The sequence below is a fragment of the Ruegeria sp. BB1 genome, assembly GCF_056539465.1.
Genome location: NZ_JBQFVB010000001.1, coordinates 1,319,241 through 1,341,366 on the forward strand (window position 1 = coordinate 1,319,241; position 22,126 = coordinate 1,341,366).

The 22,126-nt window shown below is 58.2% G+C and carries 22 protein-coding genes; 9 read left to right on the plus strand and 13 right to left on the minus strand.

Going from position 1 to position 22,126, the window contains the following annotated elements:
* The gene (locus ACR0AL_RS06590; protein WP_170348001.1) at nt 1-405 is read right to left on the minus strand and encodes a c-type cytochrome; all 405 of its coding nucleotides are present in this window, start codon (nt 403-405) and stop codon (nt 1-3) included.
* A gap of 92 nt (nt 406-497) precedes the next feature.
* On the opposite strand from ACR0AL_RS06590, the gene ACR0AL_RS06595 reads away from it, so the two are divergent.
* Nucleotides 498-935: a DMT family transporter gene (locus ACR0AL_RS06595; RefSeq protein ID WP_170360332.1), complete on the plus strand. Its 438-nt coding sequence runs from the start codon at nt 498-500 to the stop codon at nt 933-935.
* Here the strand turns inward: ACR0AL_RS06595 and ACR0AL_RS06600 are convergent.
* On the minus strand, nt 919-1,605 hold the full coding sequence (locus ACR0AL_RS06600) for an ABC transporter ATP-binding protein (RefSeq protein ID WP_480662377.1): 687 nt from the start codon (nt 1,603-1,605) through the stop codon (nt 919-921). The genes ACR0AL_RS06595 and ACR0AL_RS06600 overlap by 17 nt on opposite strands.
* Entirely contained in the window at nt 1,598-2,893 is a 1,296-nt protein-coding gene (locus tag ACR0AL_RS06605; protein ID WP_170395608.1) for a lipoprotein-releasing ABC transporter permease subunit, read from the minus strand. The genes ACR0AL_RS06600 and ACR0AL_RS06605 overlap by 8 nt, the downstream gene beginning before the upstream one ends.
* Nucleotides 2,894-3,270: 377 nt before the next feature.
* On the opposite strand from ACR0AL_RS06605, the gene ACR0AL_RS06610 reads away from it, so the two are divergent.
* Nucleotides 3,271-3,624, plus strand: a complete 354-nt coding sequence (locus ACR0AL_RS06610) for a hypothetical protein (protein WP_480662379.1) — start codon at nt 3,271-3,273, stop codon at nt 3,622-3,624.
* 2 nt (nt 3,625-3,626) lie between these two features.
* Here ACR0AL_RS06610 and ACR0AL_RS06615 read toward each other — a convergent pair whose 3' ends face one another.
* Both ACR0AL_RS06615 and proS read right to left on the minus strand, forming a co-directional pair.
* Nucleotides 3,627-4,538, minus strand: a complete 912-nt coding sequence (locus tag ACR0AL_RS06615) for a glycosyltransferase family 2 protein (RefSeq protein WP_170360338.1) — start codon at nt 4,536-4,538, stop codon at nt 3,627-3,629.
* Nucleotides 4,522-5,862: a proline--tRNA ligase gene (proS, locus tag ACR0AL_RS06620; RefSeq protein ID WP_170360340.1), complete on the minus strand. Its 1,341-nt coding sequence runs from the start codon at nt 5,860-5,862 to the stop codon at nt 4,522-4,524. Before proS ends, ACR0AL_RS06615 begins: the two co-directional genes overlap by 17 nt.
* Nucleotides 5,863-6,030: 168 nt before the next feature.
* Here proS and ACR0AL_RS06625 point away from each other — a divergent pair, with 168 nt between their 5' ends.
* The 5 genes from ACR0AL_RS06625 (at nt 6,031) to ACR0AL_RS06645 (ending at nt 11,818) form a co-directional block, all read left to right on the plus strand.
* Entirely contained in the window at nt 6,031-7,395 is a 1,365-nt protein-coding gene (locus ACR0AL_RS06625) for an FAD-dependent oxidoreductase (RefSeq protein ID WP_170349345.1), read from the plus strand.
* On the plus strand, nt 7,395-8,369 hold the full coding sequence (locus ACR0AL_RS06630; protein ID WP_170347994.1) for an isopenicillin N synthase family dioxygenase: 975 nt from the start codon (nt 7,395-7,397) through the stop codon (nt 8,367-8,369). Before ACR0AL_RS06625 ends, ACR0AL_RS06630 begins: the two co-directional genes overlap by 1 nt.
* A gap of 91 nt (nt 8,370-8,460) precedes the next feature.
* Nucleotides 8,461-9,534, plus strand: coding sequence for an AI-2E family transporter (locus tag ACR0AL_RS06635; protein WP_170347993.1), 1,074 nt, complete (start codon nt 8,461-8,463; stop codon nt 9,532-9,534).
* On the plus strand, nt 9,535-10,224 hold the full coding sequence (locus tag ACR0AL_RS06640; protein ID WP_170347992.1) for an HdaA/DnaA family protein: 690 nt from the start codon (nt 9,535-9,537) through the stop codon (nt 10,222-10,224).
* A 49-nt stretch (nt 10,225-10,273) separates the two neighbouring features.
* Nucleotides 10,274-11,818, plus strand: a complete 1,545-nt coding sequence (locus tag ACR0AL_RS06645) for a Ppx/GppA family phosphatase (RefSeq protein ID WP_170347991.1) — start codon at nt 10,274-10,276, stop codon at nt 11,816-11,818.
* On the opposite strand, the gene ACR0AL_RS06650 is transcribed toward ACR0AL_RS06645, so the two are convergent.
* The 6 genes from ACR0AL_RS06650 to scpA form a co-directional block, all read right to left on the minus strand.
* Complete coding sequence (locus ACR0AL_RS06650) at nt 11,815-12,186, minus strand: hypothetical protein (protein ID WP_170347990.1); 372 nt, start codon at nt 12,184-12,186, stop codon at nt 11,815-11,817. The genes ACR0AL_RS06645 and ACR0AL_RS06650 overlap by 4 nt on opposite strands.
* Before the next feature lie 38 nt (nt 12,187-12,224).
* Nucleotides 12,225-13,202, minus strand: a complete 978-nt coding sequence (locus ACR0AL_RS06655; RefSeq protein WP_480662381.1) for an endonuclease/exonuclease/phosphatase family protein — start codon at nt 13,200-13,202, stop codon at nt 12,225-12,227.
* 4 nt (nt 13,203-13,206) lie between these two features.
* Nucleotides 13,207-13,887: a molecular chaperone DjiA gene (locus ACR0AL_RS06660; protein WP_170347988.1), complete on the minus strand. Its 681-nt coding sequence runs from the start codon at nt 13,885-13,887 to the stop codon at nt 13,207-13,209.
* 9 nt (nt 13,888-13,896) lie between these two features.
* The gene (locus tag ACR0AL_RS06665) at nt 13,897-14,421 is read right to left on the minus strand and encodes a GNAT family N-acetyltransferase (protein ID WP_170347987.1); all 525 of its coding nucleotides are present in this window, start codon (nt 14,419-14,421) and stop codon (nt 13,897-13,899) included.
* Nucleotides 14,418-15,020: a VOC family protein gene (locus tag ACR0AL_RS06670; protein WP_170347986.1), complete on the minus strand. Its 603-nt coding sequence runs from the start codon at nt 15,018-15,020 to the stop codon at nt 14,418-14,420. Before ACR0AL_RS06670 ends, ACR0AL_RS06665 begins: the two co-directional genes overlap by 4 nt.
* Before the next feature lie 107 nt (nt 15,021-15,127).
* Entirely contained in the window at nt 15,128-17,254 is a 2,127-nt protein-coding gene (scpA, locus tag ACR0AL_RS06675; protein ID WP_170347985.1) for a methylmalonyl-CoA mutase, read from the minus strand.
* A 168-nt stretch (nt 17,255-17,422) separates the two neighbouring features.
* Between scpA and ACR0AL_RS06680 the strand changes: the two genes are divergently transcribed.
* Entirely contained in the window at nt 17,423-17,869 is a 447-nt protein-coding gene (locus ACR0AL_RS06680) for a DUF4174 domain-containing protein (protein ID WP_170347984.1), read from the plus strand.
* Nucleotides 17,870-17,945: 76 nt separating this feature from the next.
* Here the strand turns inward: ACR0AL_RS06680 and ACR0AL_RS06685 are convergent, their stop codons facing one another.
* Both ACR0AL_RS06685 and ACR0AL_RS06690 read right to left on the minus strand, forming a co-directional pair.
* Nucleotides 17,946-19,991 (minus strand): acetyl-CoA carboxylase biotin carboxylase subunit, encoded by a 2,046-nt coding sequence (locus ACR0AL_RS06685; protein ID WP_480662383.1) that lies wholly within the window; start codon nt 19,989-19,991, stop codon nt 17,946-17,948.
* A gap of 114 nt (nt 19,992-20,105) precedes the next feature.
* Nucleotides 20,106-20,309 (minus strand): hypothetical protein, encoded by a 204-nt coding sequence (locus ACR0AL_RS06690; RefSeq protein ID WP_170347982.1) that lies wholly within the window; start codon nt 20,307-20,309, stop codon nt 20,106-20,108.
* A 650-nt stretch (nt 20,310-20,959) separates the two neighbouring features.
* On the opposite strand from ACR0AL_RS06690, the gene ACR0AL_RS06695 reads away from it, so the two are divergent.
* Complete coding sequence (locus tag ACR0AL_RS06695) at nt 20,960-22,123, plus strand: DcaP family trimeric outer membrane transporter (protein ID WP_170347981.1); 1,164 nt, start codon at nt 20,960-20,962, stop codon at nt 22,121-22,123.
* Nucleotides 22,124-22,126: the final 3 nt, after the last annotated feature.

Here is a 22,126-nt window from a genome sequence, read left to right on the forward strand (position 1 = left end):
TTACCCGCCTTGCAATGTTTCAAGATAGGCGATCAGATCCACGATCGGCTGGCTGGTCAGAATCGGCTGCCCCTCGGGTGTTTTCATCGAGGTGTCCTGCCCGTCGAAATAAGGACCATAGACTGGCATCGGGCTGCCGTGGCTGACCAACGGATCGCGCCCGTCAATCCGCGCAACGACGCGCGCAGTTGGGAAAACACCGTCTTCTCCGGCCAGCTTGGTCAGATCAACCGGCTGAATGACCAATATCCCCGCCATCGGCCCATGCCCGGTCGCATCGATTCCGTGGCAGGTTGCACAATAGTGCTGATACAGCTCGGCCCCGGTATCCACATCCTGTGCCGCGACCTGTGCAGCGGTCACAAGCACTCCGAACGAAACGGCAGTCATTAGGGGTCTGGGCATCGCATCCTCCTGTCAAGATTGACATATACAGGCTTGCCCGAGGGCCGGCTTGGCGCAATGATCCAGATCAACGAAGCAGATGGGTACGGGCAATGACACAATATGCAGTTATCATGCTGGCCGCCGGGATTGGCGTTCCAATCCTTGCCGCTCTGAACGCGGCGCTTGGAAAGCTGATCGGATCACCGACCACCGCCGCCGTCATCCTGTTCGCCATCGCGTTCGCAGCATCCGCGCTGGTGATGGTTCTTTTTACCGGCACGGGCGCGCTGCCCAAAGTCACGCAGGCCCCGAAACACCTGCTATTGGCCGGTGTCCTGATCGCCTTTTACGTCCTATCCATCACCCATGTCGCACCGCATTTCGGTGTCGGTAATGCGGTGTTCTTCGTTTTACTCGGGCAACTGATCAGTACGGCAGCCATCGACCACTTCGGACTTTTCGGCGCGCAAGTCACGCCACTGACATGGATACGCGCAGGTGGGATCGCCGTGATGGCCGCGGGCGTTGCGATCACTCAACTGGCCTGAGTACACCGCCCTCCAACCGCAGCTTGCGGTCCATCCGCGCGGCAAGTTCCATGTTATGCGTGGCGATGAGTGCCGACAGCCCCTCGTCCCGCACCAGTGCCATCAGCGCGTCAAACACCTGATCCGAGGTTTCGGGATCCAGATTTCCTGTCGGCTCATCCGCCAGCAGAACGCGCGGCCTGTTGGCCAGCGCCCGGCAAAAAGCAACCCGCTGTTGTTCTCCACCTGACAGCGCCGCCGGGCGGTGATCAGCGCGCGGTGCCACGCCAACGCGGTCCAGCAAAGACTTCGCCCGCGCCTGTGCCGCCGCCTCGGACACCCCGTTGGCCAGTTGCGGCAAAGTGATATTCTCCAGCGCCGTGAATTCGGGCAGCAGATGGTGGAACTGATAGACGAACCCCACGTCCTGACGCCGTAATGCGGTGCGGGTCCGGTCGCCCTTACCTTTGACATTCTGACCCGCAATCTCGACCGAGCCGTCATCCGGCGTGTCCAGCAAACCGGCAATGTGCAAAAGGGTCGACTTGCCCGCGCCGGATGGTGCAACCAGCGCCACCGCTTCGCCCGCGTGCAGTTCCAGATCGGCCCCACGCAGCACCTGAACCTCGCCCGGTGTGCCCTTCAGATAGGTCTTGGTCAGACCGCTCAATCGCAATGTCACATCATTCATAGCGCAGCGCCTCAACCGGATTCAGCCGCGCCGCGCGGCGGGCGGGGAAATAGGTGACGAAAAAGGACAGGCCCAGCGACAAGCCGATTGCCTTCAACACGTCCGACAGGTGCAGTTCGGCGGGCAGGGCATAGATGCCGCGAATGGAAGGGTCCCAGACACCGCCACCCATGACGTAGTTCACGAACGAAAAGATCGGGTCGATATAAATCGCGAACAAGCAACCCAGAACAACACCCATCACGGTGCCTATGATGCCGGTGAATGCACCGCAGATGAAGAACACCCTCAGTACGGATCCCTCGCTCAGACCGATGGTGCGCAGGATGCCGATATCGCGCCCCTTGTTCTTCACCAGCATGATTAACCCCGAGACGATATTCATCGCCGCAATTAACACGAGGATCGACAGGATGATAAACATCACGTTGTCCTCGACCTCTAACGCGCGCAGGAACCCGCCTGAGGCGTCCTGCCAGGTCCAGATCTGACTTCGTTCGCCGGCGGCCTCAAGAATAGGGATCAGGATCGGTGTCAGTTCTTCAGGGCGGTCAACCATCACCTCGATCTCATCCGCAACGCCCTCGCGGTTGAAAAAGCCCTGCGCCTGTTCGAACGGCATATAAACGCGGGTGCGGTCGATATCATAGCGCCCGGCCGAGAAGACATAGACCACCCGATAGGCATTCACACGAGGTGAGGTACCAAAGGCCGTCTTCACCCCGTTAGGGGACGTCAGTTTGACCGTATCCCCCACAGTTGCCCCAATACTGCGCGCCACGCCCGAACCGATGGCGATAACGTCCTCTCCATTCTGGAATTCGGAAAGATCCCCAACCGCCTGTTCGCTTTCGGCGACGCCGGGCAGGTCCAGCAGGTCGTCAGGCTGAATGCCAAAGACCTCAACCCCGCTGCTGCGCTCGCGATTGGTAATCAGCACCTGCCCTTTGACCAAGGGCGCGGCGCGTTCAACGCCGGGCACCTGAGCAACGCGTTCAGCCACTCCGTCATAATCCGCGATGGTGCGGTCCAGGTTACCCTGCGCGTCAAAATTACCCGCCGAGTAGACAGTGACATGCGCATTGGCCCCCAGAATGGTACCCACGAACTCGGATCGGAAACCGGACCGAACGGCCAGCGTCGCGATCAGGGCAAACACCGCCAGTGTAATTCCGATCAGTGAAATCCAGGTCATCACGCTGACACCGCCCTCGGCACGGCGTGCGCGCAGGTATCGCCAGGCGATCTTCCATTCGAATGGGGCAAAGGGCGGGGGCGTCTTGGCCATGTCTGCTCCGGGGCTTTTTGGTTTGCGCGACCCTTTCGGCATTTGCCGGGATGGTCAAGGTGGTTATGCGCGTCCCGCCCGGCGATAGGCAATCCTGCGACTTTTATTGGCATGGCCTAATACGAATCACCCTAGGTGTCGGGAAGGCCACTCTGGCGAAAGGAGAGAGGAAAGATCCAGATTACACCCTTGGTTGTGACCCCCTTCACAGACAACCCCCAATTGTTTCAGCTATGAAGTCAATAGTGCCGTTGCGTGAGTTACTGAACTCAAAATGCAACATTGATTAAGCAATATTCTTTCGCCTTTTGCTTATTTTTTAAAACTTTGTCACCCTAGATGTAAGGGGGATACCATTTTAAGAGCGGGGGTCGCTCATGTTTGTAAAGAGTAATAAGGAATTGTTGGACCCGATTTTGGTCCGAAACGCATCTTCAGAACTGGATTGTGAAACAGCAGCATTGTTGCGCGCAGTCATTCGCCCTGTTTTCGATACAGCGGCAAGCTGGGCAAGTTTGACCGATATCCTGAAAGACAAAGGATACCGATTGGCGTTCCGTCAGGGGCGGCTGTGCATTACGGATCGCACGACCGATCAACGGGTTTGTGGGATACGCTTTCTAGGGTTCGAATACAAAGATCTGGTTAGACGTCTGGGCCGTCCGATGGTCGTTGCACGCGGCAACAGTGCGGATGGTGAAATTCTGACGGAACGACCGGAACCGCAGTGAACCTAGAAAGACCGCCAGAACTGAGCCTTGCGACGTAACGTCTTTGTCAGGCTGTAAAGCGCGGCACGCGCGATAGCGGGCTGCGATAGCGATTTCAGCAAAATGGCGCCTGAAACCCGAACAGGCAAATGGCCTTGCTTGTACCACCCAAAGCGCTGCGCGTCCGAGTACCCGGACAGATCGCAGAACTGACTGTAGTTTTTCAGCCAACATGCGGCCATTTCGGCCCCGGCAGCGTCTGTGTCTGCTGATACTCCACCGATCCGAAACAGTGATATTGGGGCCTGCAACCGCTGGCCGGAATGGCCAGACAGGATCATTCGCAAAACCATGTCATAGTCCGCGGCGATACGGAATTGCAGGTCGTGACCGCCCAATTCCTGAAACAACGCCCGTTTCAGGACCATCGCATTGTGACCGAATGGTAAGCGCTGCAAGATGGATTTCGGGGTTAGCCGACGGGCATGACGGCGGTTGCCCTCATCATCGAAAAAGACGGTTTCACCATACACAAAATCGGGCTTATCGGGCTCGATAGCTTTTTGCACCCTCAACAGGCTGTCAGGGTCTGCAATCAGATCGTCCGAGTTGAGAAACAAGACATACTCGCCGCGACACCGATCAACCGCCTGGTTCATCGCGTCATACAGGCTTTTGTCTGCCTCGCAGAAGTACCGCACCGGAATGGGGTCGCCCGACTCCGAGAATTTCTGAATCGTGTCTTTCAGCAGGTCCTGCGTTCCGTCATCGGATTGGCCGTCCCAGATCACATGCTCGATGTCACGGAGCTTTTGCGACTGCACGCTGTCCAGGGCGGCGAGGACTTGCACCTCGCGCCCTGCTTCGATCAGGTTCCGCGTAACGGTGACGACCGAGATCAGCGGCCGATGATCCTGTTCAGGCGATTTGCTCATAGATTTCGGCAACTTTCGTGACGGCAGCTTCGGGGCTCAACTCCTCGCTTTCACCGGTACGGCGGCAGGTCAGCTCAACGACGCCGTTTTTCAGACCCCGCGGCCCGACGGTGATACGCCACGGCAAGCCGATCAGGTCCATGGTGGCAAACTTGCCCCCTGCCCGTTCGTTGCGGTCATCATACAGCGGCTCAAGACCCAGAGCGGTCAGCGCGCCATAGAGTTTGTCGCAGGCGGCGTCAGCCTCATCATCACCCTGCTTGAGGTTTACGATACCGCAATGGAACGGTGTTACACCCTCGGGCCAGATGATGCCCTTATCGTCATGGCTGGCTTCGATGATCGCACCGATCAGACGACTGACACCGATGCCATGGCTGCCCATATGGACCGGCGTTGGTTTGCCATCGGGGCCCTGAACGGTAGCGCCCATCGCCTCGGAATACTTGGTACCGAAATAGAAAATCTGCCCCACTTCGATCCCGCGCGCCACACGGCGGCGATCTTCCGGCACCTGATTGAACAGCGCCTCGTCATGGGTTTCATCGGTACGGGCGTATTTCGAGGTGAACTCTTCCAGAATGGCCTGACACTGCTCTCGGCTGTCATAGTCGATCTGACGATCACCAAACGTCAGGTCGGTGACGGCGCTGTCATAGAACACTTCGGATTCACCCGTATCGGCCAGTACGAGGAATTCATGGGTGTTGTCGCCGCCGATCGGGCCGCTATCAGCACGCATCGGAATAGCCTGCAGGCCCATGCGCTCATAGGTGCGCAGGTAGGTAACCAGATGACGGTTATAGGCGTGCAGCGCGTCCTCTTTGGTCAGGTCGAAATTATACCCGTCCTTCATGTAGAACTCGCGCCCCCGCATCACGCCAAAGCGCGGGCGGATCTCGTCACGGAACTTCCACTGGATTTGGTACAACGTCAGCGGCAGGTCCTTGTAGCTGCTGACGTGGCCGCGGAAGATATCGGTGACCAGCTCTTCGGCCGTGGGCGTGAACAGCATATCCCGGTCATGCCGGTCCTTCATACGCAGCATTTCCTGACCGTAGTCATCATAGCGCCCGGATTCACGCCATAGGTCTGCCGATTGGATAATCGGCATCTGGATCGCGATATGACCTGCGCGCGCCTGCTCTTCATGGATGATATTTTCCAACTTACGCAGAACTTTGAAACCCAGCGGCAGCCAGGAATAAATCCCGGCCGATGCTTGCTTGATCATCCCGGCGCGCAGCATCAGCCGGTGGCTGACGATCTGGGCCTCGGACGGGTTTTCCTTGAGAACGGGCAGAAAGTAACGGCTGAGGCGCATTGTATGACCTTCACGGGTGAGAATTCGACTTCAAAGGTCCTTATTCCAAAGCCCCGCCGGGGGCAATCGGCCATTGGTTATTTTGCGACCTCGGGACGGTCGGAATTTTGATTGACCCGCCAGCCAAGGTTTTCAATGGTGGCTAAAATGCAAACCCATGAGGCGCCGATGCAAACCATTCAGGAACCCGCCCGTCAAATTCCCGTCGTTCACAAAACCGACGTTCTAGTTGTGGGCTCCGGCCCCGCGGGGCTGGCCGCTGCCTTGGCGGCAGCGCGCGCAGGGGCCGAAGTGTCTCTGGTCGACCGCTTTGGCTGCATGGGTGGCAATATCACCGCCGTGGGTGTCGAAGGATTTGCTTGGTACCGCCATGAGAAAACCGTCGAAGCAGGCGGCATTGGTCTGGAATTTGAAACCCGCGCCCGGGACATGGGGGCAGCGGTGCCAGAAAGCCAGTCGCTCAGCTATGAGTTGGACAGCGAAGGGTTCAAACTGGTTGCTGACAAGCTGGTCGAAGAGGCCGGGGTGCATCCAATGTTGCACCGTCAATTCGTTGCTCCAATCATGGATGGTGACCGGATCACCGGCGTCATCACCGAATCCAAAGCTGGGCGTGAGGCGATTTTGGCCAAGGTAGTGATCGACGCCACCGGGGACGCGGATGTAGCCCATCGCGCAGGCGCGCCCACCTACAAGACCGCGCGCGAGGATATGATGGCCGCTTCGGTCATGTTCCATCTGGCAGGCGTCGACAAGCGCGCCTTTATGGAGGGCGTCAAGGCCGACCCGCAGACCTATAAGGACTGGGGCGGCGGTGGCGAGTGGAACATTGAAACCAGTGGCAAAGAGGACGACATGTTCTCACCCTTCGTCAAGAAACCGTTCCAGCAAGCCATCGAACAGGGTCTGATCCCACCGCATCTGAACACCATCGCCGGCACTTGGGGCGCGGTCCACGATACGGGTGAGCTGACTTATATGAACCTGATCCATATGGACGGGATAGACGGCACCGATCCCGATAGCCTGACCCGTGGCGAGATCGAGGGCCGTCGACAGTCAATGCTAGCCATCGAGGCGCTGCGCCGTTTCATGCCCGGCTGCGAAAACGCGCGTCTGCGGAATTTCGGCATGACCATCGGCATTCGCGACACCCGCAAGATCGATGCGATCTACAATATGACCGAGGACGACGCCCGGCATCAGGGTCGGTTCGAGGATACGATCGGCATCTACCCTGAATTCATCGACGGCTATGGCATCCTGATCCTGCCGACCACGGGCCGGTATATGCATGTGCCCTACCGTTCGATGCTGCCGAAAGGCGTTAAGGGTCTGCTGGTTGCAGGCCGGTCGCACGGGGCGGACAAGGTGGCCCATGCCGCCACCCGCAATATGTCCTGCTGTGCGGTCATGGGTCAGGGTGCCGGGATTGCAGCCGCCCTGTCTCTGAAGAGCAATCAGGACTTGCATGGGCTGAACCTAGCCCCGGTTCATGCTGAACTTGACCGCCAAGGCGTCAGGGTTCACTGATGGGTGGCATTCCCACTATAGACATCGCCCCGCTGTTTAATGCGTCCCATGCGGATTATGAGCAGACCGTTCAGCAGGTCATCAGCGCCTGCACTGACATCGGTTTTTTGTCGATCACCGGAACCGACATACCCACTGACACGGTTCAAAACATGCGCGCCTGTGTGCAGGCCATCTTTGACGTTGAAGAAGGTGCCAAGTGGGATCAGGCCATCACCCGCGACAATTATCGCGGGTTCATCCCGCTGGGGTTCTTCACCCCAAATGACGGGTCTGGCAAGGCGGACAAATACGAAGGCTACAAGTTGCACCATGAGGTCGCCAGCGATGCGCCGATCCGCAACGATTGTGCCTTGTACGGCCCGAATGTCTGGCCGTCACAGGTGCCAGACGCTCGCGGAATGATCCTTGACTACTGGTCCCAACTCGACCGCGTTGCAGATGCCTTGCTGGGTGCGTTGGAAACAGGACTGGGCCTGCCCGCGCGCCAATTGCGGGACGCTTTCCGCGATCCCATGACCAACATGACTCTGCTGCACTATCCGCCTCAAGCCCCCGATGAGGGCGGCTATGGCATTCATCCCCACAAGGACACCGATGCCCTGACCATCATCGCCCCTGATCCCGTCGGCGGGCTTGAAGTGCAAACCCGCAACGGCGGCTGGATCAGCCCTGATTGCCCGCCGGGAGGATTTGTCGTCAATATCGGAGACATGCTGGAACTATGGTCCGGCGGGAGGCTGAAATCTACGCCGCATCGGGTGGTGAATCGCTCGGGACAGGAACGTTACTCGTTTCCTTATTTTGCCGTGCCCCGCCATGACGTGGTGGTTTCACCTCTGGTCGACCCCCTGCCCGGCTTTGATCGGCCTGCGGTACATTGCGGCCATTGGTCTGCGGAAATCTGGCGCACCAACTGGCCGGACGAGGCCGCCCATGACGCCACGCCTGAACTGGGCACGCTCAGCGATTAGCGCCCGGGAATTGTACGGGCGATGAAGCGCTTGCATCATGGGGCTTCATGCGCCAAGAACACTGGCAAGAGCCGAAAACAAGGGGACAGCCATGGCTTTGCCGGTGAAGGATCAGCTCAGGTACTGGGGCATAGCAGCTGTAGTTTTTGTGCTTCTATTGTGGGCACTTGGCGACGTTCTTTTGCCCTTTGTGATTGGCGGAGCAATCGCTTACTTCCTTGATCCAATTGCAGACCGGCTGGAAAACATGGGGCTGTCGCGAATGGCCGCAACTGGGATCATCACCATTGTCGGCGTTCTGGGATTTGTGCTGATGGTGCTGATGGTGGTGCCCGCGCTGATTACCCAGTTGATCGATCTGGTCGAAGTTATGCCCAGTCTGCTTAAAGAACTGCGCGGCTTCATCGAAAAACAATTCCCATCCCTGCTGGATACCGAATCCAGCTCTCACCAATTCCTTGTGTCGCTGGGCGAGACGTTGCAATCCAAAACTGGAGACGTTCTGCAATCCGTCGCCGCTTCGCTGGGATCAGCCATCAACGTGGTGGTTCTGCTTGTCATCGTGCCGGTGGTCGCCGTGTATCTGTTGTTAGATTGGGATCGTATGATAGCCCGCATAGGAGAGCTGCTACCTCGTGACCACGCCCCAACGATCAAGCGGCTGGCGGGTGAGATTGACGATGTTCTTGCCTCATTCGTCCGCGGCATGGGAACCGTCTGTCTGATCCTGGGCACCTACTACGCCGTTGCGCTGATGATCGTTGGTCTGCAATTCGGCCTGATCGTGGGCTTCATCGCAGGGCTCGTGACATTCATCCCCTATCTGGGTGCCCTGATTGGCGGCACGTTGGCTATCGGCCTTGCGCTGTTTCAGTTCTGGGGCGATTGGCTTCATATCGGCCTGGTGGCAGGCATCTTCGCGCTGGGACAGGTGACCGAGGGCAATTTCCTGACGCCCAAGCTGGTTGGCAGCTCGGTCGGGTTGCACCCTGTCTGGCTGCTGCTGGCCCTGTCCGTCTTTGGCGCGCTGTTCGGCTTTGTGGGTATGCTGGTTGCTGTTCCGGTTGCCGCAGCGCTGGGCGTGGTCGCCCGGTTCCTGACCTCAATCTATCTGGACAGCCGCCTGTATACCGGCCTCGACGGGTTGAAGCAGGAAGACGAATAAATGGCCCAACAACTCAGCTTTGATCTACCGGCCAAAACCGCACTGGGCCGCGGAGATTTTTTTGTCTCGCCCGCCAATGCGCTGGCCGTTGCGATGATCTCGGCGACGTCGTGGCCCGGCAACAAGCTGGTCCTCAGCGGCCCTGCCGGGTCTGGCAAAACGCATCTGGCCCATGTCTGGGCTGCCGAAACCGGCGGGCGGATCATTCAGGCCCGCGATGTGCGGTACGAAGACGTGCCCGCCTTGGCCAGCACTCCGATAGCGGTCGAAGATATTCCGATGGTCGCAGGCGACCTCGATCAGCAGAAAACCCTGTTTCACCTGCACAACTTGGTGCTGGCAGAAGGCCATGCGTTGTTGATGACCGGGCGGTTGGCGCCAAAGCTGTGGGAACTGCCACTGCCCGATCTGCAAAGCCGGATCGAAGGGGCGCATCACGTGGCGCTGGACCCACCGGACGATGCCCTTTTGGGGGCCGTTCTGGCCAAGCTGTTTGTCGACCGCCAACTGAATCCCGGACCAGACGTGATTGCCTATCTCGTCAAGCACATGGATCGGCGGTTCAAGACCGCAGCCGAGGTCGTAGCCCGGTTGGATCATCTGGCTTTGTCGGAAAAGCGGGAAATCACCCGCGCTCTTGCGATCCGGGTGCTAAACGCGGACATGACAGATGTCGCATCCGACAATTGACCCGCACACTGCGATTTCGCATTCTGCCACCCGAATATCTGGAATAGACATGGATCAGATTGCAGAAGCCAAAATCCCGGACTGGGGATCGTTCGGCAAGCCCTTGTTCGACAACCCCGAGGCCCGCGCCCTGTCGCGGGTGGGCGTGGTCGACGTTGGATCGAACTCGGTCCGGATGGTAATCTTTGACGGGGCCGCGCGATCCCCGGCTTATTTCTACAATGAAAAGATAATGTGCGAGCTGGGTGCGGGCCTGTCGGAATCCGGGTTCCTTAACCCGCGCGGGCGCAAGCGTGCGCTGTCCGCTTTGCGCCGGTTTCAGCAATTGGCCAATGATCTGGACCTACCGGGCCTGCATGTCGTGGCAACCGCTGCAGTGCGCGAAGCCAAGGATGGACCGGATTTTTGCAATCAGGTTCATTCGGAAACCGGTCTGACCGTTCAGGTCATAGACGGCGGCGAAGAGGCGCGCTTGTCCGCGCAGGGTGTGTTGCTGGGCTGGCCCGGGGCTTATGGCCTGATCTGCGACATTGGCGGTTCATCCATGGAACTGGCCGAGATTGGCGACGGTCAAGTCGGGCGCCGTCTGACCTCGGCCCTGGGGCCATTGAAACTACGCGATATCAAGGGCGGGCGGCGCGCGCGCAAGGCCCATATCAAGGCCACCATGGAAGAACTGCGGGATCAGCTGGGGCCGCAGCGGGATCGCCTGTTTTTGGTGGGCGGCAGCTGGCGTGCTTTTGCACGTCTGGACATGCTGCGCCGGGGTTATCCGCTGAACGTGCTGCATGAATACCGCATGACCACAAAGCAGGTCCGTGAGACCATAAAGTTCATCGAAAAAGGTGATCCGGATCAGCTGCGCAGTCAGGCGGGCGTGTCTAGTTCCCGCATGGCGCTGATCCCCTATGCGATGGACGTTCTGGCGCGGCTGATCCGCACTTTCAAACCAAAGGACATCGCGATCTCAAGCTATGGCATCCGCGAAGGGTTGCTGTACGAACAAATGCCGCAGATTCTGCGCGACCGTGACCCGTTGATCGAAGCCAGCTACTTCTCCGAAGCCAAAGATGCCCGTCTGCCCGGATTTGGCAAACACCTGTTTGATTTTGTCATGCCGTTGTTCAAATCCGCTCCAGAGGCACGCGTGCGCCTGATCAAGGCTGCCTGCCTGCTGCACGACGTCAGCTGGCGCGCCCATCCCGATTACCGGGCCGAGATTTGTTTCGACAATGTCACCCGCGCCAATCTGGGCGGATTGAAACATTCTGAACGGGTTTTTATCGGCCTTGCGCTGCAACACCGTTATCGCAATAAACGCGAGGGCAACCGGTTCGAGCCGCTTTACAAACTGCTGGACGAGAAAGATCAGAAACAGGCTGAAATTCTGGGCAAGGCCATGCGCTTTGGCGCCATGCTGTGGATGCACCACGATGTCAAAATGGGCACGCTGCGATTCTATCCCAAAAAGCGTCAGCTTGAACTGCGGCTGCCCAAAGCCGCAGAGCCATTGTTCAGTGAGGTGGCCGAAGCGCGCCTGAATTCCTTGGCGAATGCCCTAAAGTCAGAGGTTCACGTCACTATCCGAGGTTAGATTTCCGTCGCTCCGTCAGCTTCTTCTTCGATTTGCTCGGGCTCTTCTGGTTGATCCTCAGGCTTTTTGCGGATGATGATATCCCCATTGGGCAATATCTCAGGCGCTTCATAGGCGCTCCAGTCCTCGATCTCACCCGCCAGTTCGGCCAGGGCTGGGCCCATCTCTTCAAAGAATGACTGCATTGCCGGGCCAAATTGGCTGACCAGCCCCTGCAAGTCTTCCAGCGCGGGTTCCATTTCCTTGCGCAAACCTTCAAAAAACAGCTCGGCCCCCTGCTCCATCAAGGATTTGCCGGTATCTTCCTCGGCCTGTGCGGGCAAGGCCAGCGCGACCGATAACGCGCAGATCGCAATGAGATGTTTCATGTCAAAGAATATAAGCAGAGCCTTCCGTCGATAAAAGGTCACAACGCGATATCCAGAGTAACGGGGAAGTGGTCGGACGCGGTCAACAAGGCCTGATGCAAGTCCTCTGACGCACGAAGGCCTGCGTCTTTGAAAGGGTGCCAGATACGCCACGCCGGACGTTTGGCGCGCAGGTTTTCACTGACCATGATGTAGTCCAGCAGCGCCTCAAGATACCGCCCACCCTCGCGGGCAAACCGGGCGGTTGACGGCTCTGCGTCCGTCCCCGCGGCATGCGGGTCAAACAATCCGGCCTGCAGCAGAATTTCGACCGAGGATCGGCCAAACAGGTGTTCAAACTCATCCAGCCCCGGCCCATCGTTCAAATCGCCCAGCAGGATGACCTGTTCCTCGGCCTCGACATGCGCTTTGACACGCCGAGACAGCCACACGGCCTGCGCCAGTTGCTTGCGGCGATTCGCGATCGAGATGCGGATCGCCTCATCCCGCGATCCCGCCCCGTGCGGGGCCTTGGATTTCAGATGCGCCCCGATCAGGCGAAGCTGCGCGCCGGATCGGATCTGCACCGCCAGTTCCATCGGGGGTTTGGAAAAACGCACAAGATCCTCGGTCGCATCGATATCGAGGTCGATATGGAACACGTCGTCGAACCTGGGGGCCGCATCGTTGCCCGCAACCGGGTCGTGCCGCGCTTGCAGCACATTCTGATCGTAAAGCAGCGCCAGCTCTTGATGGGTATCGTTGGGAAACCCCATCACCGCGTGTGTGGTGCGCAGATCAAACGCCTCGGCAAAATTCTGCAAAGCACGGATGGTGTCCTGCGATTTCCCGGAATTGGGGGCTTCGACGATCAAAACTGCATCCGCGTCAATTGCCGTCAGAACCTTGGCGATGGCCTCGACCTGCTGCGCTTTGGTGACGTTGTGACGACCGGACCAGCGATCATTGACGACCAAATTATCATTGCGGTCGAACAGGTTGGCGAACCATTCAATATTGTAGGTCGCCAACCGCATTCGCCTACGCCTGTGCGCCGTTGATCTCGTCCCAGGCGCGGTTGATGTCGATCATCTTTTTCTCGGCCAGACGGATGGCTTCCTCGGGCACGCCGCGGGCCATCATCGCGTCGGGATGGGTATCACGAACAAGTTGCCGCCAAATCTTGCGGATTTCAGGCAGCGGCATGTCGTGCGGCACTCCCAACACGGTATAAGGGTCATTGGGTGCGTCAGGCACAAACCGCGCGCGCAAGGCCATGAACTGCGCGTCGGTCTGACCGAAAATGCGGCTGACCTGTTCCAGAAATTCGTTCTCGTTTGGGTGATAGAACCCGTCGGCCATGGCGATGTGAAACAGCCCCTCCATCAGGTCGCACAGCGTGGTGCTGTCATCGGCAAACATACGGGCAATCTTGCGGGCATAGTCCTGATAACCGGCAACGTCCGTCCGGGCCATGTCGAAAACACGTGCGGCACCGGCCTCATCATCGCGGGCAATCTGGAAGACATCGCGAAAGGCGGTGACCTCATCCCGCGTCACCTGCCCGTCAGCCTTTGCCATCTTCGCACCCAGCGCGATCACGGCAATTGCAAACGCAACCGAGCGTTCCGGTGGCGTGCGCAGTTTTTCAAATACGTCCGTAAGGCTTTCACCCTGGGCAAGCGCACTTAGCGCATCGGATATGCGGGTCCAGATCGACATGGGCGCACCCTAGCGTCCGAAATCGCGACTGTCAGGTACGACAGGTGGGTCAGAGGAAATAATTTTCTGCATCAGCACAAGATCCAACCGTTTGCCCCATTTGAATCCAACCTCTGGCATGTGCCCGACTTGCTTAAACCCCAGCGCCGCGTGGAATGCGACCGCCCCAGGATTCGCCGAGGAGATCCCGGCCACCAGCACATGCACACCTTCCACCCGGGCGGCGGTCTCAAGCGCCGCCATCAATGCCCTCCCACCCCCCTGCCCCCGCGCATCAGGTGCCAATTGGATCGTAAGCTCGCGGCACTGCGCGTAACCTGGCCCGGAGCGGTATGGGCCGTAGGTGGCAAAACCCACAACTTGCTTGCCTTTTCCCGCAACCCAATAGCCGTCCCCACGAGAAACGATTTCCTTGGCGATGCTTTCGACGCTGCGCTCATCCGTGGTGAAGGTCACAAGCGTATCGCGGATGATCGTGTTGGTGATTTCCGCGATTGAGGCGGCGTCCGCGACCTTTGCGCGCCGTATTTTCATTCCAGCACGCGGGGGCCATGCGGGGTTTCGAACTCGGCCCGCAAGGCGGCCGGACCGGTATCGAACACCACGGTTTCCAGATTACCCAGCAACCGCGCCAGATCCAAAGCGTCAGGATGAAAAACCACCAAACGTCTCAGGCGGCATCCACTGCCTTGCAACATACGCGCCGGGTGTAGATCGCCGTGCCATTGAATGAGCGCAGGAAACAGATTGTCGAATGGCAGCCGCCCGTTGGGCGGGACCGCCATTTGCCACCTCAGCGCGCCTCGGGTCAGGTCAATTGGTTGGCCTACGCCATCTGGGAATATGGACAGTGCGGCCTGGATATCTGAGACCCGGCATATCCAGTTTGTTAGGCGCGGCTGGCCAGAAAATCGATCCAGATCGAACCACCGTGTGCGCTTTAGTTTTGGTGCCTGCGGATCAATCGCGATGGCCTCGAGATAAAGCTCATCCCGCAAACCCAGTAACCGGTTGTGCGTGCCGAAAGCATCATGTTTACCGCCCGCCTGCAGTGGCACTCCCAATGCCTGTTCGATATGGGCCGAGGCTTCTTCCAATGTTTCGCCCGCAACGGCCAAATGATCCAGTAACACGTGCGCTGCCTCCAACAAAAAACGACCAGATCCCGATGGATCTGGTCGCATGTTTTCGCCAACGGCGGTGAATCACAAGATTTTTCGGCGAAAAATCTTGGCTGGCCTCAGCCTTTTGCTTCTCGGATCAGACGCAGGATATCCTGCGCGGCCTCGGGGATATTGGTTCCCGGACCAAAGATCGCCTTAACACCATGGTCATAAAGGAACTGATAATCCTGCTGCGGGATCACGCCGCCACAGATCACAATGATGTCCTCTGCCCCGGCTTTCTTGAGTTCCTCAACCAGTTGCGGCGCCAGTGTCTTGTGCCCCGCGGCTTGCGAGGAAATGCCAACCACATGCACATCGTTATCAACTGCGTCTTGCGCAGCTTCGGCAGGTGTTTGGAACAACGGGCCAACGTCCACGTCAAACCCGATATCGGCAAAGGCTGTGGCGATGACTTTGGCACCTCTGTCATGCCCGTCCTGCCCCATCTTGACCACCAGTAAACGGGGGCGACGGCCTTCGGCTTCGGCGAACTCCTCAATGGATTTCTGGATCGCAGCAAAGCCCTCATCACCTTCGTAAGCCGCGCCGTAGACACCGGCCAAAGTCTTCACCTCGGCGCGGTGGCGGCCGAATTCTTTCTCCATTGCCATGCTGATCTCTCCTACGGATGCGCGGGCGCGGGCGGCCTCGACCGCAGCAGCCAGCAGGTTGCCACCCTCGCGGGCGGTCTTGGTCAGTGCGTCCAGCGCTTGTTGGCACGCAGCTTCGTCGCGAGTGGCGCGAATGCGTTCCAGACGTGCCACCTGAGCCTCACGCACGGCGACATTGTCGACGTCCAGGATGTCGATCGGGTCTTCCTGTTCCTTGCGGTATTTGTTGACCCCGACGATAACCTCGTCACCCCGGTCGATCATCGCCTGACGACGGGCGGCGCTTTCTTCGATCCGCAGTTTCGGCATACCCGAGGCTACGGCCTTGGTCATACCGCCCATTTCCTCGACTTCTTCCATCAATGCCCAGGCCTTTTCGACCAGTTCATTGGTCAGGCTTTCGATGTAGTAGGACCCGGCAAGCGGATCGACCACATCGATCACGCCGGTTTCTTCCTGCAGTACCAACTGAGTATTCCGCGCTATGCGTGCCGAGAAATCGGTGGGCAGCGCAATCGCCTCGTCCAGCGCGTTGGTATGCAGCGATTGGGTACCGCCCAGAACCGCACTCATCGCCTCATAGGCGGTGCGGATCACGTTGTTGTAAGGGTCCTGCTCTTGAAGCGACACACCAGAAGTCTGGCAGTGGGTGCGCAGCATCTTCGACCGCTCGGATTTTGCTCCGAACTCGGTCATAACCCGGTGCCACAAGGTGCGTGCGGCACGCAGTTTGGCAATCTCCATGAAGAAGTTCATGCCTATGGCAAAGAAAAACGACAGGCGTCCAGCAAATTTGTCCACATCCATCCCGGCCTGCGTTGCGGCGCGTACGTATTCACGCCCGTCCGCCAAAGTATAGGCCAGCTCCTGCACCAAGTTCGCTCCGGCTTCCTGCATGTGATAGCCGGAGATCGAGATCGAATTGAATTTGGGCATCTCATTCGACGTGAATTCAATAATATCCGAGATGATCTTCATCGAAGGATCGGGCGGATAAATATATGTGTTGCGCACCATGAACTCTTTCAGAATGTCGTTCTGAATGGTGCCCGACAGGACGGATTTGTCGTGCCCCTGCTCTTCGCCCGCCACGATAAAGCTGGCAAGGATGGGGATCACCGCACCGTTCATCGTCATCGAAACCGAGACCTTGTCCAACGGGATGCCATCGAACAGGATTTTCATATCTTCAACGCTGTCGATGGCCACACCAGCCTTGCCGACATCACCAACCACGCGCGGGTGGTCACTGTCATAGCCCCGATGCGTCGCCAGATCGAAAGCAACCGAGACGCCCTGTTGGCCCGCAGCCAGATTGCGGCGGTAAAAAGCGTTCGATTCCTCGGCCGTCGAAAACCCGGCATACTGGCGAATTGTCCACGGCCGCCCCGCATACATCGTCGCCTTCACCCCGCGCGTAAACGGACCGAAACCGGGCAACGATCCCATATGCGGAAGATTTGCAGTGTCCTCCTGCGTATAGAGCGGTTTGACGTCGATGCCTTCCAACGTCTCTTTCGTCAGGTCCTCCAACGGACGCCCGCGCAGCTCTTTTTCGGCTAGCGCGCGCCAGTCTTTCGTATCGGTCATAGCGATATCCTTTTTTCAATTCGGGTCGCGCTGGGGCCTGGCCTGCGCGTTGTGGTGTTCGGACGGGTTGGTTCAGACAGCGCTTTACGCAAAATTTTGAACCTTTGATGCAATTCGCCGGTCGCATTCACCGACGCAGGGGCTATATTCAATTCAACAGGAGGCCCCATGATACGAACGCTTGCCCTTGTTTTCTCGGCACTATTCCCGCTGGCCGCCTTGGCTGCCGACGGGTCCGCACCGGTGGAAGACGAATTTGTTCGCCCTACTGGTGACAGCGATCTCAGTGAGTTTCTTTGGGTCAAACGGCCCATCGTCGTTTTTGCCGACACGCCAGCCGACCCGCGGTTCCAGCAACAGATCGATATGCTGACCGAAGGCGAGGCAGCGATGCGCGACCGTGATGTGGTCGTGCTGACCGACACCGACCCTTCGGCGCGGTCTCCGATCCGGTCGCAGCTGCGGCCTCGCGGGTTCCAAATGGTATTCGTAGACAAGGACGGCGTGGTCAAACTGCGCAAACCGTCCCCATGGAGCGTGCGTGAAATCGGCCGGTCCATCGACAAAACCCCCCTGCGCGAACGCGAGATTCGCGAGCGGCGCCAGGGCGGCTGAACGCATTCGCCACGCCCAAAGCACCCGGCGCAAAACGCCGGGACCATTTGGATATATGACGAACGCGCGGACATGATCACTCGAACTCGATGATCACGTCGTCCACGGCCAGACTGTCGCCGGGGCCTGCGTTGATCTTGGCTACCACGCCTTTCTTCTCGGCGCGCAGGATGTTTTCCATCTTCATCGCCTCGACCGTACAAAGCGCCTGACCTTCCTGAACCTCCTGACCTATTTCGACGTCGATCTTCACGATCAGTCCTGGCATCGGGCACAGCAGCATTTTCGAGGTATCAGGTGGCAACTTCTCGGGCATCAGTTTGGCCAGTTCTGCCTGACGCGGTGTACGGACATGAACTTTCAGGTCAGCACCTCGATTGCGAATACGGAAGCCGCCAGAGATTTTGCCGACCTTCAGAACAAGCGGAGCGCCGTCTACGTCTAGCAACGCAAGCTGATCGCCCGGTGTCCAATCTGATGCAACACGCATCACCGCACCGTCAGTGAACGTAACCGTTGACCCGTCATGATCCGCCTCGATGGCAAGTTCGAAATCCTGACCTTGCAGGGTAACGGTCCAATCGGTTCCGACCTTACGCTCGTGATTATCCATGCGGCCCGAAACACGGGTGCGGCGAATCTCAGCAACACGATGCATCGCCGCGCATGAGGCCGCGATGCGACGCAAGTCGGCCTCGGGCAAGATTACACCTTCAAACCCGTCGGGATATTCTTCGGCGATGAAGGCCGTTGTCATATCGCCGCTGACGAATTTCGGGTGATCCATCACTGCGGACAGGAACGGCAGGTTGTGACCGATGCCTTCGACCTCGAAACTGTCCAGCGCTACACGCATCGCCTCAATCGCGGCTTCACGGGTCGGAGCCCAGGTACACAGCTTGGCGATCATCGGGTCGTAATACATGCTGATCTCGCCGCCTTCATAGACGCCGGTATCATTGCGCACGGCGGCCTCACCATTGGGCGCGTCACCCTGCCACTTGCCGTTGTCCAACATCGGGCCAGCTGCGGTTTCCTGTGGCGGGCGATAGCGGGTCAGACGGCCAATCGACGGCAGGAAGTTGCGATACGGGTCTTCAGCATACAGACGGTTTTCGATGGCCCAGCCGGTCAGGGTCACGTCGTCCTGCGTGATGGATAACGGCTCACCCGCAGCAACGCGGATCATCTGTTCAACCAGATCGACACCGGTGATCAACTCGGTCACTGGGTGTTCCACCTGCAGGCGTGTGTTCATTTCAAGGAAGTAGAAGTTCTTGTCGCCATCCACGATAAATTCCACCGTACCCGCGCTGGCGTAGTTCACAGCCTTGGCCAGAGCGACAGCTTGTTCGCCCATCGCCTTGCGGGTTTCAGGGTCAAGGAAGGGCGACGGGGCTTCTTCCACCACTTTCTGGTTCCGACGCTGGATCGAACATTCACGCTCGCCCAGATAAATCCCGTTACCGTGGCTGTCGCACAGCACCTGAATTTCGATATGGCGCGGCTGGGTCACGAATTTCTCGATGAAAATCCGGTCATCGCCAAACGAATTCGCGGCCTCGTTCTTGGAGGACTGGAACCCTTCGCGCGCTTCTTCGTCGCTCCACGCGATCCGCATGCCTTTACCGCCGCCACCGGCGCTCGCTTTAATCATGACCGGATAACCGATTTCGTTCGAAATCTTTACTGCCTCATCCGCGTCTTCGATCAGGCCCATATAACCGGGAACAGTCGAAACACCCGCATCCTGCGCGATTTTCTTCGAGGTGATCTTGTCACCCATGCTTTCAATCGCACCAACCGGGGGACCCACAAAAGCCACGCCTTCGGCATCCAATGCCTCGGCGAATTTGGCGTTTTCAGACAGAAAACCGTAACCCGGATGCACCGCCTGCGCCCCGCTCTGGCGGATGGCATCCATCACCTTGTCGATCACAATATAGGACTGGTTCGCGGGCGGCGGGCCGATGTGTACGGCCTCATCCGCCATCGATACATGCAACGCTTGTCTGTCCGCGTCCGAGTATATGGCAACTGTGCCGATACCCATCTTGCGTGCAGTCTTGATGACCCGGCAGGCGATCTCACCCCGGTTGGCGATCAGGATCTTGTTGAACATGGAACGTCCTTTGTCTTGATGTTCTGGAAACGCAAAACGCCGCCGCAGGGCGTAAACCCTGCGACGGCGTGATGCGCAATGGCAACCGGAGCGGCGGGCGCCCCGAATTCTTGGTTAGTAACAGTTCTTCTGTGTTTTGCAGTACAGCACGTTGCCCGCAGCCCCGACTGCTGCGCCGACAAACGGATCCGCTCCGATGACCGCCGAACCCAGTGCCCCTGCGCCGCCGCCAAGCAACGCCTGTTCACCGAATGAGTCGCCGCAGGCAGCAAGGCCCGCGCAGGTCGCAACGGCCAGGAAGAATTTTGAGATTCGCATGTGTTCTGCCCCTTTAGCTTTCTTGATGCATTGGGGCGCAGATGCCGGAACCAAGCGCTGTTATTCAATAACAAGCGCTGGAAATGGATGTTTTGCGCAGATTTATGCCGCATTAAGCCTGCATTGTGCGCAAAGAAAAACGCGGGCAGGATTTTGTGGGTTTCACAAACCTGCCCGCGGAAGGAAGGGGTACGGAATAGTAGGTGCTTGTGCGGCGCAGGCAAAGTAGAGCCGCACGGCCCGATCACATTGCACGGCACAAATGAGGCCGCAAACAAAGTATTGTTTCCACCCAAATTTCCGGCCAGAATTCGCCCATAAGGCGAATTCCCGCGCAAAATCGTGCCGACACCGGGTCGTCCCGACTGGAAAACGCCATCCTCTGAATCAGTCACACTTCCGTTACAATTCGCGCTTCCGAGGCAGTTTTCTGCATGTGCAACATCACGTCTCAGTTCGCTGTTCCCATTTGAAAAAGTCTTTGCGAACGTATGGTTGACAGATCTGTTCACTTTGCTGTGAAAAATATCGACTCTTTGCACAATTTTGCTTGAGGAAAACGGCGCTTTCTTTGCCGTTCTCGTGATTTCCCCCACTGACGTTTGCGTGAAACTTTGCGTGGGCACACTCGCACACAAGGAATCAACTGCATGATTACAAATAGAAAAAAGGCACTCTTGCTTGCTGCCTCTGCGCTTAGCGTCACGGGCACGCTCGCGCTCGCTCAAGATGCCGGAACCCAGGCTGAACTGGATGCGCTGCGCGCCCGCGTCGAGGCGCTGGAGACCGCAAATACCGGCTCTGGGGGCGGAGACGGAGACCTGAGGATCGGAAACACCACCTTGGATCTCTATGGCTACGTCAAGGCCGACTTTTTCTACGATACGGATTTTGAACTTGGCGATTTGGCCGATACGTCGCGGATTGGTGAGCCCCAATTTGCCACGGATGGAACCTTTGGCGCCACGGTTCGCCAATCTCGGGTCGGATTGCGCACGACGACGCCAAGTGCGTTGGGCGATATCGGTGGTCAACTGGAACTGGATCTTTTCTCCGGCGGTACGGACGGTCCGGCCGAATTGCGTCTGAGACACGCCAACATCACAATCGGTGACCACTGGTTGATCGGTCAGTACTGGACCAACTTCCAGCCGCTGGATACCTACCCGACCTCTGTGGAATTCAACGGCCCCGTTGGTATCCCCTTCGCGCGTGTCCCTCAGGTGCGCTTTACGAATAAGATTGGCGGCAACGCAACCTTTGCCCTGTCGGTTGAAGAAAATGTCGGCGCTTCGAATTCCGACGATCCGGTTCTGACGGCGTCGGCGGAATACAATGACGGGAAATACATCGCCCGAGCCTCGGCCTTGTACGGCAGGGCACAATCCGGTGATGTCGAAGTTGATCAAACCGGCTTTACTCTGTCGGCTGGTATCCGTCCCTGGGAAGGTGGTCTGTTTCAGGTCAACTACGTCGACGGCGAAGCGCTTGGCCCCTATCTGATCGGCTTCGGGGACGCCATCGTCAGTGGAGAGGCCAACGACGTTGACGGCTTTACCGTCGAATTCCGGCAGCAAATTAGCGAAAAGTGGAATGTCGGCATTGCCTATGGCGAAGAAGATTACGACCTGCCCACCTCGACCGGAACTCTGGCTTTTACCGAGCTTGAGACAATCCACGTCAATGCCTTCTACAAGGCAACCGACGACCTGACGTTCAGCGCCGAATATTTCTTTGGCGAACGCAACGACGCGTCTACAGGCCGGACATTTGACTCGGACCGAGTTCAATTCGCGGCCCAGCTGAATTTCTAGGCA

Bases quoted from the DNA above. Each gene is read 5' to 3' on its own strand.
- ACR0AL_RS06680 (WP_170347984.1), top strand. From the start codon at position 17,423: ATGATACGAACGCTTGCCCTTGTTTTCTCGGCACTATTCCCGCTGGCC.
- ACR0AL_RS06645 (WP_170347991.1), top strand. From the start codon at position 10,274: ATGGATCAGATTGCAGAAGCCAAAATCCCGGACTGGGGATCGTTCGGC.
- ACR0AL_RS06590 (WP_170348001.1), bottom strand. From the start codon at position 405: ATGCCCAGACCCCTAATGACTGCCGTTTCGTTCGGAGTGCTTGTGACC.
- ACR0AL_RS06605 (WP_170395608.1), bottom strand. From the start codon at position 2,893: ATGGCCAAGACGCCCCCGCCCTTTGCCCCATTCGAATGGAAGATCGCC.
- ACR0AL_RS06635 (WP_170347993.1), top strand. From the start codon at position 8,461: ATGGCTTTGCCGGTGAAGGATCAGCTCAGGTACTGGGGCATAGCAGCT.
- scpA (WP_170347985.1), bottom strand. From the start codon at position 17,254: ATGACCGATACGAAAGACTGGCGCGCGCTAGCCGAAAAAGAGCTGCGC.
- ACR0AL_RS06695 (WP_170347981.1), top strand. From the start codon at position 20,960: ATGATTACAAATAGAAAAAAGGCACTCTTGCTTGCTGCCTCTGCGCTT.
- ACR0AL_RS06595 (WP_170360332.1), top strand. From the start codon at position 498: ATGACACAATATGCAGTTATCATGCTGGCCGCCGGGATTGGCGTTCCA.
- ACR0AL_RS06600 (WP_480662377.1), bottom strand. From the start codon at position 1,605: ATGAATGATGTGACATTGCGATTGAGCGGTCTGACCAAGACCTATCTG.
- ACR0AL_RS06685 (WP_480662383.1), bottom strand. From the start codon at position 19,991: ATGTTCAACAAGATCCTGATCGCCAACCGGGGTGAGATCGCCTGCCGG.
- ACR0AL_RS06665 (WP_170347987.1), bottom strand. From the start codon at position 14,421: ATGAAAATACGGCGCGCAAAGGTCGCGGACGCCGCCTCAATCGCGGAA.
- proS (WP_170360340.1), bottom strand. From the start codon at position 5,862: ATGCGCCTCAGCCGTTACTTTCTGCCCGTTCTCAAGGAAAACCCGTCC.
- ACR0AL_RS06660 (WP_170347988.1), bottom strand. From the start codon at position 13,887: ATGTCGATCTGGACCCGCATATCCGATGCGCTAAGTGCGCTTGCCCAG.
- ACR0AL_RS06655 (WP_480662381.1), bottom strand. From the start codon at position 13,202: ATGCGGTTGGCGACCTACAATATTGAATGGTTCGCCAACCTGTTCGAC.
- ACR0AL_RS06640 (WP_170347992.1), top strand. From the start codon at position 9,535: ATGGCCCAACAACTCAGCTTTGATCTACCGGCCAAAACCGCACTGGGC.
- ACR0AL_RS06650 (WP_170347990.1), bottom strand. From the start codon at position 12,186: ATGAAACATCTCATTGCGATCTGCGCGTTATCGGTCGCGCTGGCCTTG.
- ACR0AL_RS06615 (WP_170360338.1), bottom strand. From the start codon at position 4,538: ATGAGCAAATCGCCTGAACAGGATCATCGGCCGCTGATCTCGGTCGTC.
- ACR0AL_RS06610 (WP_480662379.1), top strand. From the start codon at position 3,271: ATGTTTGTAAAGAGTAATAAGGAATTGTTGGACCCGATTTTGGTCCGA.
- ACR0AL_RS06690 (WP_170347982.1), bottom strand. From the start codon at position 20,309: ATGCGAATCTCAAAATTCTTCCTGGCCGTTGCGACCTGCGCGGGCCTT.
- ACR0AL_RS06625 (WP_170349345.1), top strand. From the start codon at position 6,031: ATGCAAACCATTCAGGAACCCGCCCGTCAAATTCCCGTCGTTCACAAA.
- ACR0AL_RS06630 (WP_170347994.1), top strand. From the start codon at position 7,395: ATGGGTGGCATTCCCACTATAGACATCGCCCCGCTGTTTAATGCGTCC.